14 protein-coding genes are annotated in these 14491 nt (G+C 58.6%); 4 read left to right on the top strand and 10 right to left on the bottom strand.

Annotated features, from left to right (window positions below; translation table 11 throughout):
• Window positions 1-104: 104 nt before the first annotated feature.
• Together FJ145_03205 and FJ145_03210 are read left to right on the top strand one after the other, a co-directional pair.
• Window positions 105-950: an NAD(P)-dependent oxidoreductase gene (locus FJ145_03205; GenBank protein ID MBM4260430.1), complete on the top strand. Its 846-nt coding sequence runs from the start codon at window positions 105-107 to the stop codon at window positions 948-950.
• A gap of 123 nt (window positions 951-1073) precedes the next feature.
• Entirely contained in the window at window positions 1074-1961 is an 888-nt protein-coding gene (locus FJ145_03210; protein MBM4260431.1) for a DUF4410 domain-containing protein, read from the top strand.
• A gap of 3 nt (window positions 1962-1964) precedes the next feature.
• On the opposite strand, the gene FJ145_03215 is transcribed toward FJ145_03210, so the two are convergent.
• From FJ145_03215 to FJ145_03250, 8 genes are all read right to left on the bottom strand, one after another.
• Window positions 1965-3332: an extracellular solute-binding protein gene (locus FJ145_03215; GenBank protein MBM4260432.1), complete on the bottom strand. Its 1368-nt coding sequence runs from the start codon at window positions 3330-3332 to the stop codon at window positions 1965-1967.
• Window positions 3262-4449 carry a Rieske 2Fe-2S domain-containing protein gene (locus tag FJ145_03220; protein ID MBM4260433.1) on the bottom strand — a complete coding sequence of 396 codons (1188 nt, stop codon included), beginning with the start codon at window positions 4447-4449 and terminating at the stop codon, window positions 3262-3264. Before FJ145_03220 ends, FJ145_03215 begins: the two co-directional genes overlap by 71 nt.
• Window positions 4450-4571: 122 nt before the next feature.
• Window positions 4572-4925 (bottom strand): four helix bundle protein, encoded by a 354-nt coding sequence (locus tag FJ145_03225; GenBank protein MBM4260434.1) that lies wholly within the window; start codon window positions 4923-4925, stop codon window positions 4572-4574.
• A 58-nt stretch (window positions 4926-4983) separates the two neighbouring features.
• Window positions 4984-6222, bottom strand: a complete 1239-nt coding sequence (locus FJ145_03230) for an MFS transporter (GenBank protein MBM4260435.1) — start codon at window positions 6220-6222, stop codon at window positions 4984-4986.
• 13 nt (window positions 6223-6235) lie between these two features.
• The gene (locus FJ145_03235) at window positions 6236-7468 is read right to left on the bottom strand and encodes an MFS transporter (protein ID MBM4260436.1); all 1233 of its coding nucleotides are present in this window, start codon (window positions 7466-7468) and stop codon (window positions 6236-6238) included.
• A 12-nt stretch (window positions 7469-7480) separates the two neighbouring features.
• Window positions 7481-8338 (bottom strand): hypothetical protein, encoded by an 858-nt coding sequence (locus FJ145_03240; GenBank protein MBM4260437.1) that lies wholly within the window; start codon window positions 8336-8338, stop codon window positions 7481-7483.
• A 205-nt stretch (window positions 8339-8543) separates the two neighbouring features.
• Window positions 8544-9425 carry an ABC transporter substrate-binding protein gene (locus tag FJ145_03245; protein MBM4260438.1) on the bottom strand — a complete coding sequence of 294 codons (882 nt, stop codon included), beginning with the start codon at window positions 9423-9425 and terminating at the stop codon, window positions 8544-8546.
• 88 nt (window positions 9426-9513) lie between these two features.
• Window positions 9514-10752 (bottom strand): M20/M25/M40 family metallo-hydrolase, encoded by a 1239-nt coding sequence (locus tag FJ145_03250; protein MBM4260439.1) that lies wholly within the window; start codon window positions 10750-10752, stop codon window positions 9514-9516.
• Window positions 10753-10911: 159 nt separating this feature from the next.
• Between FJ145_03250 and FJ145_03255 the strand changes: the two genes are divergently transcribed.
• Both FJ145_03255 and FJ145_03260 read left to right on the top strand, forming a co-directional pair.
• On the top strand, window positions 10912-11661 hold the full coding sequence (locus FJ145_03255) for an SDR family oxidoreductase (protein ID MBM4260440.1): 750 nt from the start codon (window positions 10912-10914) through the stop codon (window positions 11659-11661).
• A gap of 133 nt (window positions 11662-11794) precedes the next feature.
• Entirely contained in the window at window positions 11795-12520 is a 726-nt protein-coding gene (locus FJ145_03260) for a maleate cis-trans isomerase (protein MBM4260441.1), read from the top strand.
• 217 nt (window positions 12521-12737) lie between these two features.
• Here FJ145_03260 and FJ145_03265 read toward each other — a convergent pair whose 3' ends face one another.
• The gene (locus FJ145_03265; GenBank protein ID MBM4260442.1) at window positions 12738-12926 is read right to left on the bottom strand and encodes a hypothetical protein; all 189 of its coding nucleotides are present in this window, start codon (window positions 12924-12926) and stop codon (window positions 12738-12740) included.
• Window positions 12927-13208: 282 nt separating this feature from the next.
• Window positions 13209-14402 carry a M20 family metallopeptidase gene (locus FJ145_03270; protein MBM4260443.1) on the bottom strand — a complete coding sequence of 398 codons (1194 nt, stop codon included), beginning with the start codon at window positions 14400-14402 and terminating at the stop codon, window positions 13209-13211.
• Between the last annotated feature and the right edge of the window lie 89 nt (window positions 14403-14491).

The raw sequence follows: 14491 nt of genomic DNA on the forward strand, positions 1-14491 counted from the left end.
CTCTGATTCCGTTCGTCCCTTCGGCAGGCTCAGGGCAGGCTCTGAGCCTGTCGAAGGACTCCGAATAGGTTTTTAGCAGCATCGATATTTGGAGGGAACACTTTATGGCCAACAAAACCATCGCCATGCTCCATCCCGGCAACATGGGCGCCACCATTGGCGCCGCCGCGGCCACCAGCGGCGCGCGCGTGCTATGGTGTTCCGCAGGACGCAGCGCGGCATCGCGTCAGCGCGCCGAGCAAGCAGGGTTGCACGAAGCCAAAACGGTCCGTGATGCCGTCGGCCAGAGCGATATTGTGCTGTCGGTTTGCCCGCCCGAAGCCGCGCTCAGCGTCGCCCAGCAACTCGCCCAGGAAAATTTCCAGGGCATCTACGTCGACGCCAACGCCGTATCGCGCGCCACCGCCGAACAGATCGGCGCCGTCGTGACCAAGGCCGGCGCCCGCTTCGTCGATGGCGGCATCATCGGCTCGCCGGTGAAAAAGGCTGGCACGACGCGCCTGTACTTATCCGGCGCCGGCGCCAAGGACATCGCTGCATTGTTTTCCCAGAGCATGCTCGACGCCCGGGCGATCAGCGAGGTTCCCGGCGAAGCCTCGGCTTTGAAAGTTGCCTACGCGGCGTGGACCAAAGGCACCGACGCCTTGATCTTGGCGATCCGCGCCTATGCGCAGTACGAGGGCGTCGACCAAGCGCTCTTGGAAGAATGGAAAATTTCCCAGCCGTCGCTCGAGCAAAAAACCGTCCGCGCCGCGGCCACCGCTGCGCCAAAAATGTGGCGCTACACGGGCGAGATGGAAGAAATTTCAGCCGCCTTCAAAGTAGCCGGCCTGCCGGGTGGATTTCACGAGGGCGCCGCGCGCCTGTGCGAGCGGCTGGCTGGCTTCAAAGACATGACCGATCCGCCGCTGCCGGTGGATCGGGTCATTGCGGAATTATTGCGGCGCTAGAATATTTATCGAACCTATGGCTCAAAACACTTTCGGAGCCCTTCGACAAAGCTCAGAGCCTGCCCCGAGCCTGGCGAAGGAGCGAACGGACCGGAGGTTGAAATCGTCGGAAAGAATCCGTTCATGCTGAGCTTGTCGCAGCATTCCTACGATTTTTTCAGCCGCCTGCGCAGGGACAGCCGCTACCCGACAGCTAATCTCTATCTCGGTTTCTTTTCTTTCGTCGCACCGCTTGCTACAAATCTATCACTACTGATGCATCCGAATTCCCTTCTCAAAACTCAACGCTCAGCGCTTTTGACTCTCGGTATTTTCCTCCTGTGCTTCGGCTGCGCCCAAACCGGTGTGCGGCTAGTGGGTCACACAATCGAGACTAAGTTGCCCGCGCCCGCGCGGGTGTTAGTCTATGATTTCGCCGTCGACGCCAACGACGTCAAAGAATATCAAGGCATCCTGCGCCAGCAGCCCTCGATCAAAGAACCGCTCGAGCGACAACGCGCGATCGCCAAAGTCGTATCGAACGCGCTGACCGCTGAGCTTGTCGGCGGGCTGCGCCGCTTGGGCATGCGCGTCGAGCGCAGCGCGCGCGACGTTGAACCGGCCGAAACCGATTTGCTCATCGACGGCCGTTTTCTCCAGGTCGACGAAGGCAGCCCCTTCAAACGGTTGGTGTTCGGATTGGGCTCGGGCACTTCACGCGTGGAAACCCGCGTGCAAGTTTTTCAGGGAGCACAGCTGCGCAAACTGTTGGAATTCACCACCCATTCTGAGAGCAGCAAAATGCCCGGCGCAGCGCTCACCGTCCCGGCCACCGCCGCCGCGCCCATCGGCGCGAGCATCTCCCTCGGCGCCGCCAACGCCGCCAGCACCGGGTTCAAGCCCGACAGCGACGAAGTCGTGCCGATGGCCGGTTCGAGCGGCGACCAGGCCGTGCGCTATCTATCGGAGTTCTTCGCCCGGCAAGGTTGGATCCCCCCAGACAGAGTCCGGCGCGCGCGTATCGCCTACTAGCCTTTACTTCTTACCCGCCGACGCCAACGCATCTTCAACCACCTTTAGCACCGGCTTCATCGCCAGCCATTGTTCGGTGTCGAGATACTTGACGCCGTCGATGCGCCGGCTCTTCGGGTCGACATCGTCTTTTGGGATATCGATGCGCAGCGAATCCGGTGCGCCCGCATCGGCTTTGGCCAACGCGCTCTGAAAGTTACTCTGCCCGTCGCGCGACAGAAACCAATTGATGAAAACCTTCGCCGCGTTCGGATGGGGTGCCTGATTGACCAGGGTCAAGATCGCTTGTCCCGCGCTCAGACCGGCACCTTCTTTCATGCGCCCAAAGGTGTCCACGGGCAGGCCTTGTTCGCTGCCTTTTTCCACGTGCTCGCACCAAAAACAGATCGGAAACTTGCCGCTGGCCAACCAATCCAAACCCTGGCGCCGGTCGCGGAACAGCGTGATGTCGGTCTCGGCGAACAATCGCCGGACAAACTCCGGCCCCATGTCGGGATGATAGAAAAACAGTCGGATCGCGCTGCCGCCGGTGCCCGGCGTGCGAATGTCGCGGGAGAGTATTTTGCCTTTCCACTTGGGATTCAAGAAATCGTAGAAAGAGGCGAACTCCTTGGGCTGAATGAGTTTGGTGTTATAGGAAATCTGGCCGTACTGCGCTGAAGCCACGTAGCGAAACAAGTAGCGTTTCTCAGGGTCGCTGTAATGATGCTTGCCCTGCCACCACTTGCTTTCGTCCACGACCTCCGGCAGCACAAGCACCGGTTTGATCGGGTCGAGATGTTTGGCCTGCATAAAATCATAGCTGCGCAAAACCCCAACCATGAAGACATCGGCGAGAAATTTTCCCGCCCGCCGCTCGGTGGTGAAGCGCCGCTCCAGATCGTTCTCGACGCCGCTGACATAGGTCAGTTTGATGCCGGGAAAAGCTTTTTCAAACGCGCCCGATTGCAGCACCGGCACGTAAGTGGAATGCACATAAACCGTCACTTGCCCTTCGCCCTTGGCGGCTTGAACGGTCTTTTCCCATTCGTTTTGTGAAGGGTTTTTTACTTCGGCAGCGTGCGTGATCGAGGCAACCGGACGCAGCAAAGCTATAAGAAACAGCACGAGCAAGCTGGCAAAAGCTATGTGTCTTTTCAAAAGCATTGTCGCAAATGTCATTCTGAGCCGAAGGCGAAGAATCTGTTTCTGCGCCCATGTGAAGCAGCAGATCCTTCGCTTACGCTCAGGATGACACGCGGATGTTTTCTCCATCGCGACACCGCTTCGTGAATGGCAGGGAGCAAATTTTACAATCGGCTCAACTAACATAGACAATATTCGGCACATGCTCGCGCAGCTCCCCCGGCTTGACCAATCTCTCGATGACATCGACGTGCACCAAGCGATTCCGCGCTTGGTCGCGAATCAAGTTCGGCAGCTCTTCGCCGCGTTCCGACGCCTCGACGATGTTCTTCCATAGTTTGCGCACCAAAATCACGCCGCGATCGGAAAAGCCTAAATGCTCCTGGCTGCGATCGACGATCGCACCCTGGCTCACCTGCGCGGCATTGTCTTGGCCGCCGATGGTCGCCATGTCCCACTGACGGCGCGTGCCGCGCATGAGCGGCGGCGGTTTGGGGCGCACTTCTTTTTCCGGATTGCCGCGTTTGCCGTCGGTATAGGGAAAAAACTTCAACGTAAATGTCCGCGTCGAAAAATCGTCGATCGGCATGCGCCAAGCGACGTCGACGAACTCAGCCAAGGGATCGCCCGGCAGCGTGCCGCCGTGGTGCACGGCCATGATCGGCGGCACGTAGGCAACTTCGCGATGCCATTCAGTATCCGGCTTGGGCCCCATTCGGCGCGCGACATAGTAAGCCATCGTGTCAGTCATCGTCACATTGAAGTCCGGCGTCTCCATCCACTCCGGCGCAGCGGGAAAACCGTGCACCGGCCGGCCGTGGAGAATCGTCGCATGCACCGGATCGAGGGCGTTTTCCAATTGCTGCATGTAGTTGCATTCGCGCACGTAGCCCGTGAAATTCCGCGCACCGTCGTCGCGCACAAGAAAATGATAGTTGGGCAATTCCGGCGCCGTGCCTTTGCCCATGTAGGCCCAGATCATGCCGCCTAACTCACGGACTGGATACGCTTTGATCTTGATCCTATCTTTGAACGTGCTGCCCGGCGGCTCCCCCGGCTGTTCCAAACAATTGCCCTGCACGTCGAACACCCAGCCGTGGTAACAGCAGCGAATGCCGCCGCCTTCGATCCAGCCGTAGTCGAGTGACGTGCCGCGGTGCGGACAATTGGGCTCGGTCAAACCGACGCGGCCAAACTCATCGCGAAACAGCAGCAAATCTTCGCCCAACCAGCGCACCAGCTTGGGCGCCTCCGAGGTAATCTCGTGGCAGAACCCCACCGGCAGCCAGTATTTTCGCAGCGCTCCACCCGCCGGTGTTCCCGGGCCGACGCGCGTCATTAGTTCGTTTTCAGTGGGGTCCATAACACTTCACCTCGAAGTTGAAATAGCGCGAATCATTTCTTCGTGTCAAAATTCCGCATGAAAAGGATGAAAACGGAATTATGAAAGCGGAAATCAAACCCGGCTTAAACAGAAGCTTTGCACTATCTGCGCTTGGCCTTTGTGTTTTTCACAATCGTAACCAGGATCGCTGTCAGCTGATCGCACTCATTTCGGAGGTTTCGCAATCGTTCCACTGTCACGATTTTGGAATCCTCTAGCAATTCCAACCAATAACTCGTCTCGTCCAATTCCTGCAAGGCACCTTCCAGTTTGCTTATGAAGTCTGCAACGGACTTAGCGCGCTGCGCCTCGCGATAGTGCGCGCCGACCGAAGTCCCCGATCGAAGCAGTTGACGGCCGATAACTTGAGCCTCGGTTCTGCGAGGCAAGGCGGTAAACAGCCGAACTATCCGGAGAGCAAACTTCTTGGTTCGCTCCCGTAAGTCGCCTTTCATTCTTCCGGTTTCACTCTGCATGTATTTGGCTTCCGCTTTCATAATTCCGCTTTCATAATTATTTCTCGAGTGTTTCCTTCCCCACCAGCGCTAACAACACGGCGGAAATCAGCAGCAGCGGCACGTAGGCATAAAACGGCACGGCGGGGTTGAATGCGTTGGCGAGAAAGCCGCCGATCATCGGCGCGGCGCCGCTGCCTAGTTCAGCGGTCACTCGGCGCATCGCCTGCAAGCGGCCGCGCACATGCGGCGGCGCGACGTCGTAGGTCGACGTCGCTAGCGAGCCGAGCGATAAGCCTTGGGCGATACCGGCGCAGCCGATCAGTATGGCAAGCTGATAGAAGCTCGTCGTCATCGGAATCAACAAGAAGACCAGCGCCGGCACGCCGGTGCTCGGCACGGTGCACCATTTGCGGCCGACGCGGTCCATCAGATAGCCGGCCGGAATCATCATCGAAAAAACCACGATACCCGAAACCGTGAACAACATGCCGACTTGAGATGGGCTCAGGTTCAGAAAGAAAGTCGCATAAAGTGGCAGCATGCTTTGGACGACAATCCGTTGTGACTGATTGACCATGGTAGCGAAAACCAGCGACAGATAGGTCGCGCGCAGGTCCGGTCGGATCTCACGGTACACGGCACTCAATCCGCGCAGACCTTCGCGCAGCGAGGCCATGCTGGTTTTCTTGCCGGCGCGTTTGGCGGCCTTGCCCGGCTCCACTTCCGGCGCCGAGGCGGGAATCCAATAGCCGAGCACCACCGCCAACGCGCTAATCACGGCGTAGCCGAAAAACGCCGCGCGATAATCGAACAGTTCGGTGAGCCAGCCGCCGAGGAACGGACAAAGCGCCATGGCGATGGTGTGCGTGCCATGGAGGCTGCTGATCAGCCGACCGCGCTGGCTCGCCTTGGTTTGATCGATGGCGGCCATTTCACGCGCCACCGCGCCCAAGGTGTCGGCCGCGCCGAGCACCAATGCCATCAGCAACAGCAGCCAAAACCACGGCGCAGCCACCGCGCCCAACGCCGCCAGCGCGGCAATAGCGGGCGTGTGCACGAGGCCGATGCGCGTGCCCTGACGATCGTAGACCACACCGCCGATCACCGTACCGAGCATCTTACCCGCGGCAAAAGCGGTGATCACCTGCGCCGCGCCGCCGCCACTGACGCCAAACTCTTTTGAGAGCACGGGAATGGTCGGTATGATCATCGCCCAGCCGCCGGAGAGAAACGTGGCCGAGTAAAGCGGCGCGAGAGCGCCAAAGTTGACCTGAACGTTTGCGGAATCGGACATGAGTTTTCGGATACTAGCCCGGCCGCGTTTCCTTGCCGACAAAACCCAAGAAGCACGCGGCAGCAATCAAGATCGGCACGTAAACCAAAAACGGCACACCGGGGTTGAACATGTTGGCGAGAAAACCGCCCAGCGCCGGCGCCAGCGCGCCGCCCATTTCAGCAATCGTCCGGCGCGCGGCCTGTAATCTGCCGCGCGCGCTCGCCGGCACGACGTCGAAAGTCGACACCGACATCGAGCCCAGCGACAGCCCGTTACAAACTCCGGTGAGCGCCACCAAGGCAGCAAGCTGGGCAAAACTATCTGTAAATGGAATCAGCAAGAACGCCAGCGCCGGTAGGCCCGTGCTCGGCACCGTCGCCCACTTGCGCCCGACTTTGTCCATCAAATATCCCGATGGGATGATCATCACGAACACGAAGGCACCGGAGATAGTAAACAGCAAACCGATGCGCGACGGCGAAAAATCGAGCACCGTGCCGGCATAGAGCGGCAGCATGCTCTGCATGGTGATGCGATAGGAATGGCTCGCCAAGGTCGCAACCACAAGGGCGACGTAGGTCGAGCGCAGATCGGGATGGATTTGATAAAACAGCTCACGAAAGCCGCGCAGCCGTTGGCGCAGCCCGACAGCGCCGCGCGGTTTCTCCGCCGCGGGCCAATGCACCGCGTGAGACGATTTCACCTCAGGAACCAACCAGCCCATTAGCACCGATATTCCAGTCAATATGCCGTAGCCGGCAAAGGCGCTCCAAAAACCAAACGCTTCGGTCAACAAGCCGCCGATGTAGGGACAGAGCGCCGTGCCGGCGTTATGCGTGCCATGCAAGGTCGAAAGGACTCGGCCGCGCTGATTTTCGCGCGCCAGGTCGACGCCGGCCACTTCCCGGCCAAGCGCCCACACGCTGTCGCCCATGCCCATGACAAACGCCAAGATGAGAATCACCGACAGCCACGGTGCGAAGACCCCGGCTAGCGCCGCCGCACTGGCCAACGCGGCGCCGCCAAGCATGGCGGCGCGCCCGCCCATACGGTCGAGCAGCACGCCGCTGATCGGCGTGCCGCAAAACCGGCCCACCGCCATCGCCGTAACGATCTGCGCCGCGGCCCCGGCGGAAATACCGAAATGCTTAGCTAAAACCGGAATGGTCGGAATCAGCATCGTCCAGGAGCCGGACAACAACGAGCTGGCATAAAGGGCGACAATTCCACGGACGGTGACTTGCGGATTTGCCGTAGCGCTCACTGCACGCCTCAACTAGAGGGCGCCCTTCGAGTACTTCGCTGCCAGGCTTTCGAGGTAGCGATCGGTGCTTTGATGGTCAGCATCGGCGGGCAAGCGGCGCAAATCTTCGATGAGGGTCTTGAGCGGCGTCATTTCGGCCAACCGAGCCACTCGATCAAAGTAGCGGAAGTAAGCGAGATCGTGGCTCAGCTTCGCTTCCAGCACAGTCGGCCGGTGCTGCCCTGCGACTTGGCTCTCAAAATGGCTCGCGTAGATTCGATACGCCGGCAGCAGCTCCAAGATTCTCTGTTTGCCCTTCTCCGCTTGTTCCTGCGCAAAGACTTTCGCCGCTTGAGAGACCAAGTCGAGCAACTCGCGCGACAAAGCCCGCTCTTCCTCGAAGGACGCCAGCGCGTTGGCTAAATTTTTCTCGTCTTGGGTGAAGCGAAAATAATCTAGCGCCGCCAGCGACCCGAGCGGCGTCACCAGCGCTTCTTCGATCTCCCAACGTTGCGGAAAATTCTGATCGCCGTGAAGATCTTCGTGCAGAATGACTTTTACTCTGCGAACCAGCGGCTCCTCGGCAAAGGCCAGGGTCGCCGCCGAGCGCGCGTCGGCAAATTCATTGCCCTGACGATAGTACACACTGTAGCCCTCGACGCGATAAACCTGCTCGATTTTCAAACGCTCGCGCTCGGCGCCAAAGCCGATCGCCATGTGAATATCCATCGGCTGTTGCAGCGCCAAGGTGCCGACCCGCTGCATCCACAACCAGAGCATCGATAGTGGCGCGCTTTCCTGGCTGGTGCGCGTGAGCGCTTCGGTGGGCTCGATGCCGATCGTCTTGCCGAACGCTTTGACGTCTTTGATTAGCTGCGAAGTTTCTTGCAAGCGCTGCGTCCCTGTTGATTCGGTCGTGGGATTGGCAGCACAGCCAACAACCGCAAGGAGCACGCCGATCGTGACTGCCGCTAAAACCCTGGTTTGGACTACCCGGCTTATGATCAAGTGTAAATTCGCAATGGGACAATAAAACCTTGGTGAGTCTGTCACCGACTCGGACGCGGAACGTCGGACGCGAAACTCGCGGCCCGCGCTACAAAGCAAAGAGCGTGTCCACCGGCGCCTTGCGCGGAATCCAACCGACTTCCACCATCATGTCCATTTCAGCGTCGGCGAGCTTCTGCTCCTGCTCGGTCATAGTAAATTCGATCTTTGGGTAGCGCGCCGAGGCGAGCAGTGCATCGCGATCGCCGGGATATTTTTTTAAAAACGCATCGGCGCATTCCGGCAGGTGCTGGTCGCTCCAAGCAATCGATGCACGGAACCCCTTGAGCAAGACCTCTTTAACGCCGGGATTGTCGCGCAGCAAATCCTCGCGCACGGCAACCATATGCTTGATCATCTCGGGAAAGCCGCGCAGCGCCTGCCAAACTTCGCCGTCGGTGTACAAACAGCGAACGTCCTTATCTTCCTCGCCGCGAAAGAAAAATTGATCGAGCAGCACCGAAGCTTCGACCTTGCCCTCTTTGAGCACGTTCAAAAGCTGCTCCTGGCGATGCGCCTGCCAAGTGAGTTTTGCGTCATCGACCCCATATTGGTGACGCAACAGATAGCGGTGAAACGCGTGCGGCCCCTGATGCGAGGCCAGCACGCGTCCAGCTAAATCCTTGGGCGTTTTCACCGGTGAATCCTGGCGCACGAACATGCCGTTGCCCTTGAATGTCGATTTCCATTCGGTGCACAGCCCAATAATCGGTGCGCCCTGTAGCTTGCGTTGAATAAAATTTGGCAAGTAAAGATTGGCCGCCTGCACGTCGCCCTTGATCAACGCCTCCTCCTGGTCGCGGCTCGGCGGGTCCGGCATCTCGATGACTTTGAGGTTGATGCCGTCCATCTTCACCGCGCCGATCGCCAGCGCGTAGTAGGTGCGGAACATGCAAAAGCGATTACGATAGTGAGCAAATGTTAAGTCCATACAAAATATTCACCACGAAGGCACGAAGATCACGAAGGTAAGAAAAGAATTTATTTTCCGAACTTCGTGTGCTTCGTGGTGAGATCCTTTATTTTTTCGCCACTTCTTCCTTCTTCCGATTGCAAATATCCAACGCCGCCATGGCATAAACTTTTGTGCAATTCACCATGTTGGTAATGCCGACGCCGCGGCGCACGCCGGTGGGCGAATCCCACTCCGCGCCGGCTTTCGTCTCTGTCGGGTCGACCAAGTGAGTGCCGAAGCCAGGGCCATAGGTGATGGCCGGCACGCCGTACTGCGCGATGCGTGAGCCGTCGCTGGTGATGCCGTAGCGGATCGGCTTGGCGTAGGGCACAGGACTGTTGAAAACTTTTTTGTGCGAGCTCTCCATGAACTTGACCAACGGCTCATTCTTGGGAATCTCGTAGCCCGGCGTCGTCAGATAAAGCTCGACGCGGTAACCGAGAATATCGCTTTCGCGCTTGGCGACTCTTTCGACGACGGCTTCGATGTCGCGCTTGATCGCCAGCGGCACCGCGCCTGGCAGCATTTTCACAATCACAAAAATATCGGTGGTGGGCCGCGTGCCTGGTTTAAATGCGTTGCCGCCGTCAATAGCCCCTATTTGCACGGTGGGCAGCATGAACTTGTGCGGGTTTTTGCGTTGATATTCTTTTTCCCATTCTTGGATCGCCTGAGCCACTTTGCAGGCGGCGAGGACAAACTTGGTGGCTTTGCCATCGACGCTGACGCGCGCCCAGAGCAGGCCCGAGTTGCCGATTTGCAGCTGCAGGCCGGTGGGCTCGCCGATGATGCACATGTCGGCCATCACGCCATGGTCCATCAAATAACGCGCGCCGACGCCGGCGCCGCGGTACTCTTTACCCTGGAAGCGGCCGATCTGGGCTTTTTCGATCTCGCCGACCACACCGGAAATAATCAGATCGCCTTTGAGCTGCGCACCGGCTTTTTGCAGCGCTGCAACCGCTTCGATGTAGCAAGGAAATGCTGCCTTCATGTTGACCAGACCACGGCCGTAGATACGATCTTCGTCGACCACCGTTTCCTGCGGCGCATCGAAATGATCCATGTGCGCGTTGAACATCAACGTGGCGCCGCCACCCGTGCCTTTTAAACGCCCGACCACGTTGGGCCGCCCTTCTTCGACGTACTGATATTCGACTTCCATGCCGAGCTTTTCGAATTCACCGCCCAAATAACGCGCGACGTTCTCTTCGCTGCCGGTGATGCTCACGATGTTGGCGAGATTGCACGCCAACTCAACGATCCGTTCACGATCGACCTGCTCTAACACTTCTTGTTCCATTAAAAGCTCCTCTGGTGAATTGGGTTAAGGCTTTTTTCTAGCACACCCAAGCTAACAATCACAACGAATTGACTCAATATCGCGACAGTCATTTATGTTGACGCTGTCGACGCTTTTGCCTAGATTAGGGCTTCTAATAACCCAGGAGGTCGTAACGGTATGGGAGTCATCGACAACAAGATTGCCATCGTCACCGGCGGCGGGGGCGGCATCGGCGGCGCCATCGTACAACGCTTCGCCCGCGAAGGGGCGAAAATTGCCGTCGCAGATATCAACGCCGACACGGCTCAGGCTCGTGTCAAAGAGATCGCCGACCGAGGCACTGACGCGATTGCGGTTAAAGCGGACGTCGCCAACAAGCAATCGGTTCAAGACATGGTCAAAGCGGCGCTCGACCGTTGGGGCAAGATCGATATTTTAGTCAACGTCGCCGGCGGCGCCATGCGCAAGAACGTTGTCGACACCACTGCTGAAGAGTGGGACAAGATCGTCAACATGAACTTAAAGTCGGTCTTCCTCTGCTCGCAAGCCGTGCTGCCGACGATGCTCAAAGCCAAATACGGCAAGATCGTCAGCATCTCGTCGATTTACGGCTTTGCCGGCAATGCCACCCGCGCCAGCTACGCCGCAGCGAAAGCCGGCGTCGCTGTTTTCACCAAGTCACTCGCGCTCGAACACGTCAAAGACGGCATCAACATCAACGCCATCGCGCCCGGCCGCATCGCCACGCCGGCGGTGCGCGGCCACTACTCCGACGAAGCCTGGGCCGCCGCCGAAGCGCAAATTCCCATGGGCCGCACCGGCAAACCGGAAAACATCGCCAGCGCAGCGATCTTTTTGGTGCAAGATGAAAACAACTACATCACCGGCCAGACCGTTCATGTGAATGGCGCGTGGTTGAACTGGTAGCAACATCGGGCGTCTAGAGTCTAGAGTCTAGAGTCTAGAGTCTAGCGTCTAGCGTCTAGAGTTTGGCGTTTGCAGAAAGAACGCTCCGACAAAAACGCCAGACGCTAAACGCTAGACACTAAACGGAGGTTTCATGTACGGCTGGAGAGTTAGAGTCGGTCACGTCGCGCCGTCGCGCGGCGACACTTTGGTCTATGAGTTTTATCAAATGCTGCCATCAGGATTTATGATCCTGAACAGCACCGGGACCATCCGTCAATTGGTCGACGCCGACATCGACCGGCAGCTGCAGCGCATCGAAGAAGCGGCAGCCGATTTAGTCGACAACAAATGCGACTCGGTGATCATCGGCGGCTCGCCGCTGTTTACCAAAATGGGCTTTGGCAGCGACACCGAAATGGGCAAGCGGCTCACCAAGAAATTCGGCGTGCCGGTTTTCCCCGGCATCACCGGCGAGATGGAGGCGCTGCGCTCGCTCAACATCAAGAAAGTCGTGGTCGCCACGCCGCATGAAGACACACTCAACGAGCGCATGAAAGCGTTTCTCGAAGCGTCGGGCTTTAAAGTCTTAAAAATCCAAGGCTACGGCGTGCGCAAAAACGCCGACATCACCGACATGGACGAGCACGCCGCCTACAAAATCGCCAAGCGCCTCTACGAACAGGCCCCCGACGCCGACGGCGTCTTCGTCCCCTGCCCGCGCTGGCCGACGATCACCGACGTGGATTTGTTGGAACGCGAAATCGGCAAGCCGGTGGTGACCAGCTGCCAGGCTTATATCTGGTACGCATTGAAACAAGCCAAGGTGAAACAAGAGGTGCCAGGCTTCGGACGGTTGATGGCGTCGTTAGGCAACTGATAGCGACGAGCAGACCAATTACGCTGGGGCTCCTGTCGCCGGCAACGCCTAACAAGCCGCACTTCAAACATGTCGACGCCCTGCTGCCCCAGGGTGTGTCACTCATCCATGAAGGCCTTGGCTTGTTGGGCGAGTCCTATCACGACCTCGCCGGCAAATCGGCAAAGACCTCATCACCTTAGCTGGCGCGCGGCAGAAGCCAACCACCGAGCTACATCTACTCCAGATTAAATTCTATCGCTGAGTATTTGACCGTTGCGGCCCTCGGACCGTTGTTCAACTGCTTCACCATGTCGCCAGCTTCCTCCGGAGTGGCAAACTCGACGACTTTGCCGTCTTGCTTGAACCAAGTCAGCCCCGAGCCGAGCTCACGAGCCGGCACGCGGTCGCACAAAATCCTGTACATAAAACCTTCCTAGCGAACCGACGTCGCTATTTTGCGGAACCTGATTGGGAGAGAGAAAATTGTGAAATAATTCGAAGTGATGGCAAGACCCTATGGCTTTTCGGCTGCATACGCAAGTGCAGCCGCCAAGCAAACGATTCAAATCACCGCGCTTGGCGGCCTGCCCATCATTCTAGAACGAGCGTCTCTTATCTTTATCGACCTCGTCTGCCCTTCGGCAGGCTCAGGGCAGGCTCTGAGCCCGTCGAAGGGCTCCGAAGAGCTTTTCAGGAGCCCGCTAGGCTAGACCAACATCGTCAGGGCCGCCGCGGCCATAACGCGCGCCGCCTGTCGCAGCTCCCGCAATGACACAACCTCCTGGTCGGTATGGGCAAAGCGCAAGTCGCCGGGGCCATACATGATTGTCTCGAGACCACACCGATTGAGAAAGCCGGCGTCCAACGCAGCGGGCGAGTAAAATACGCCGGATGCTGTTCCGCTTAAAGCCTGGCTGCAATCACGCAAAGATCGTGCAGCCGCACAATCGGCGCTCACCTCGGACGGATACATGAACGCACCGCGCGTGACTTCGATCGACCACGGCGCCAAGTCTCTCACGGCATTTTGAATATCGCCAAACGCGCAATCCGGATCGTCCCCCGGCAAGAGCCGGCGGTCGAGAATAATCTTGCAACCGTCCGGCACGGTGTGGCTGATCTCCGGCGCGCTTTTAATTTGTGTCACTGTCAACGTCGCGCCGCCAAGACCCGCGTGCTTGGCACCAAGAGCGATCGTGTCGAGCCGCTCCAGTACTTTGCGCGCGCCATCGACGGCATTGACGCCGTCCCAGGGCATGCTGCTGTGCGCCGATTTGCCGCGCACGGTGATTTCAATATCGATGCGCCCTTTGTTGCCGAGACAGATGCGATTGGTCGTGCCCAAACCGACGATACCGGCCTGTGCGCGAATGGAATTGTCTTCGAGGATAAACTTTGCCGCATCATGGCGGCCAGTTTCACCGGCCAAGCTCACCGCCAAATAGAGCGACCCACGCAGCTTCAACTTCGCGCGCGATAGCAGCGCCGCCGTGTACATCATCGCCGCCAACGCGCCCTTTTGCTCACAGGCGCCGCGCCCGACCGCGCAGTTGCCGGCGATGCCAAAGGGAGCCCCATCGACGATCGCTCCCGAAAACGGCTCCTTCATGCCGCCTGCCGGAAAGGTCATCGCGTAGCCCATCAACAACAACCCCAGCTCGCGCCCAGCGCCGGGAGTCTGCCAGAGAAGATTGCCCATGCCGTCGACCACACCGGCGTCGCCGGTCAAGCTTTGCAGACGCGGCGCGATAAAGTCAGCGATGAATTTCTTGAGAGCAGGATCGGCTTCTTGCAGTGACGTCTGCGGCGACGGGGCACGCAGCAGATCGATCAGCAGCTGATCGATTTCGCCGTCATCGGCGATTCGATTGACGAGGTCAATTGCTTCTTGGGAGGTCATTGGAGAACCGGCGGGCGACCAACCGGTCGCCCCTACAACAAGACACCTCTGCGCCCTCTGCGGTCTCTGCGCGAGGCATCTCGCTCCCC

The organism is Deltaproteobacteria bacterium, from assembly GCA_016874755.1.
In the GTDB taxonomy this organism is placed as follows: domain Bacteria; phylum Desulfobacterota; class Binatia; order UBA9968; family UBA9968; genus DP-20.

What these genes read in the sequence shown, in the direction of transcription:
- FJ145_03205 (MBM4260430.1), top strand. Translation starts at nt 105, where the DNA reads ATGGCCAACAAAACCATCGCCATGCTCCATCCCGGCAACATGGGCGCC.
- FJ145_03210 (MBM4260431.1), top strand. Translation starts at nt 1,074, where the DNA reads ATGCTGAGCTTGTCGCAGCATTCCTACGATTTTTTCAGCCGCCTGCGC.
- FJ145_03215 (MBM4260432.1), bottom strand. Translation starts at nt 3,332, where the DNA reads ATGTCATCGAGAGATTGGTCAAGCCGGGGGAGCTGCGCGAGCATGTGC.
- FJ145_03220 (MBM4260433.1), bottom strand. Translation starts at nt 4,449, where the DNA reads ATGGACCCCACTGAAAACGAACTAATGACGCGCGTCGGCCCGGGAACA.
- FJ145_03225 (MBM4260434.1), bottom strand. Translation starts at nt 4,925, where the DNA reads ATGAAAGGCGACTTACGGGAGCGAACCAAGAAGTTTGCTCTCCGGATA.
- FJ145_03230 (MBM4260435.1), bottom strand. Translation starts at nt 6,222, where the DNA reads ATGTCCGATTCCGCAAACGTTCAGGTCAACTTTGGCGCTCTCGCGCCG.
- FJ145_03245 (MBM4260438.1), bottom strand. Translation starts at nt 9,425, where the DNA reads ATGGACTTAACATTTGCTCACTATCGTAATCGCTTTTGCATGTTCCGC.
- FJ145_03250 (MBM4260439.1), bottom strand. Translation starts at nt 10,752, where the DNA reads ATGGAACAAGAAGTGTTAGAGCAGGTCGATCGTGAACGGATCGTTGAG.
- FJ145_03255 (MBM4260440.1), top strand. Translation starts at nt 10,912, where the DNA reads ATGGGAGTCATCGACAACAAGATTGCCATCGTCACCGGCGGCGGGGGC.
- FJ145_03260 (MBM4260441.1), top strand. Translation starts at nt 11,795, where the DNA reads ATGTACGGCTGGAGAGTTAGAGTCGGTCACGTCGCGCCGTCGCGCGGC.
- FJ145_03265 (MBM4260442.1), bottom strand. Translation starts at nt 12,926, where the DNA reads ATGTACAGGATTTTGTGCGACCGCGTGCCGGCTCGTGAGCTCGGCTCG.
- FJ145_03270 (MBM4260443.1), bottom strand. Translation starts at nt 14,402, where the DNA reads ATGACCTCCCAAGAAGCAATTGACCTCGTCAATCGAATCGCCGATGAC.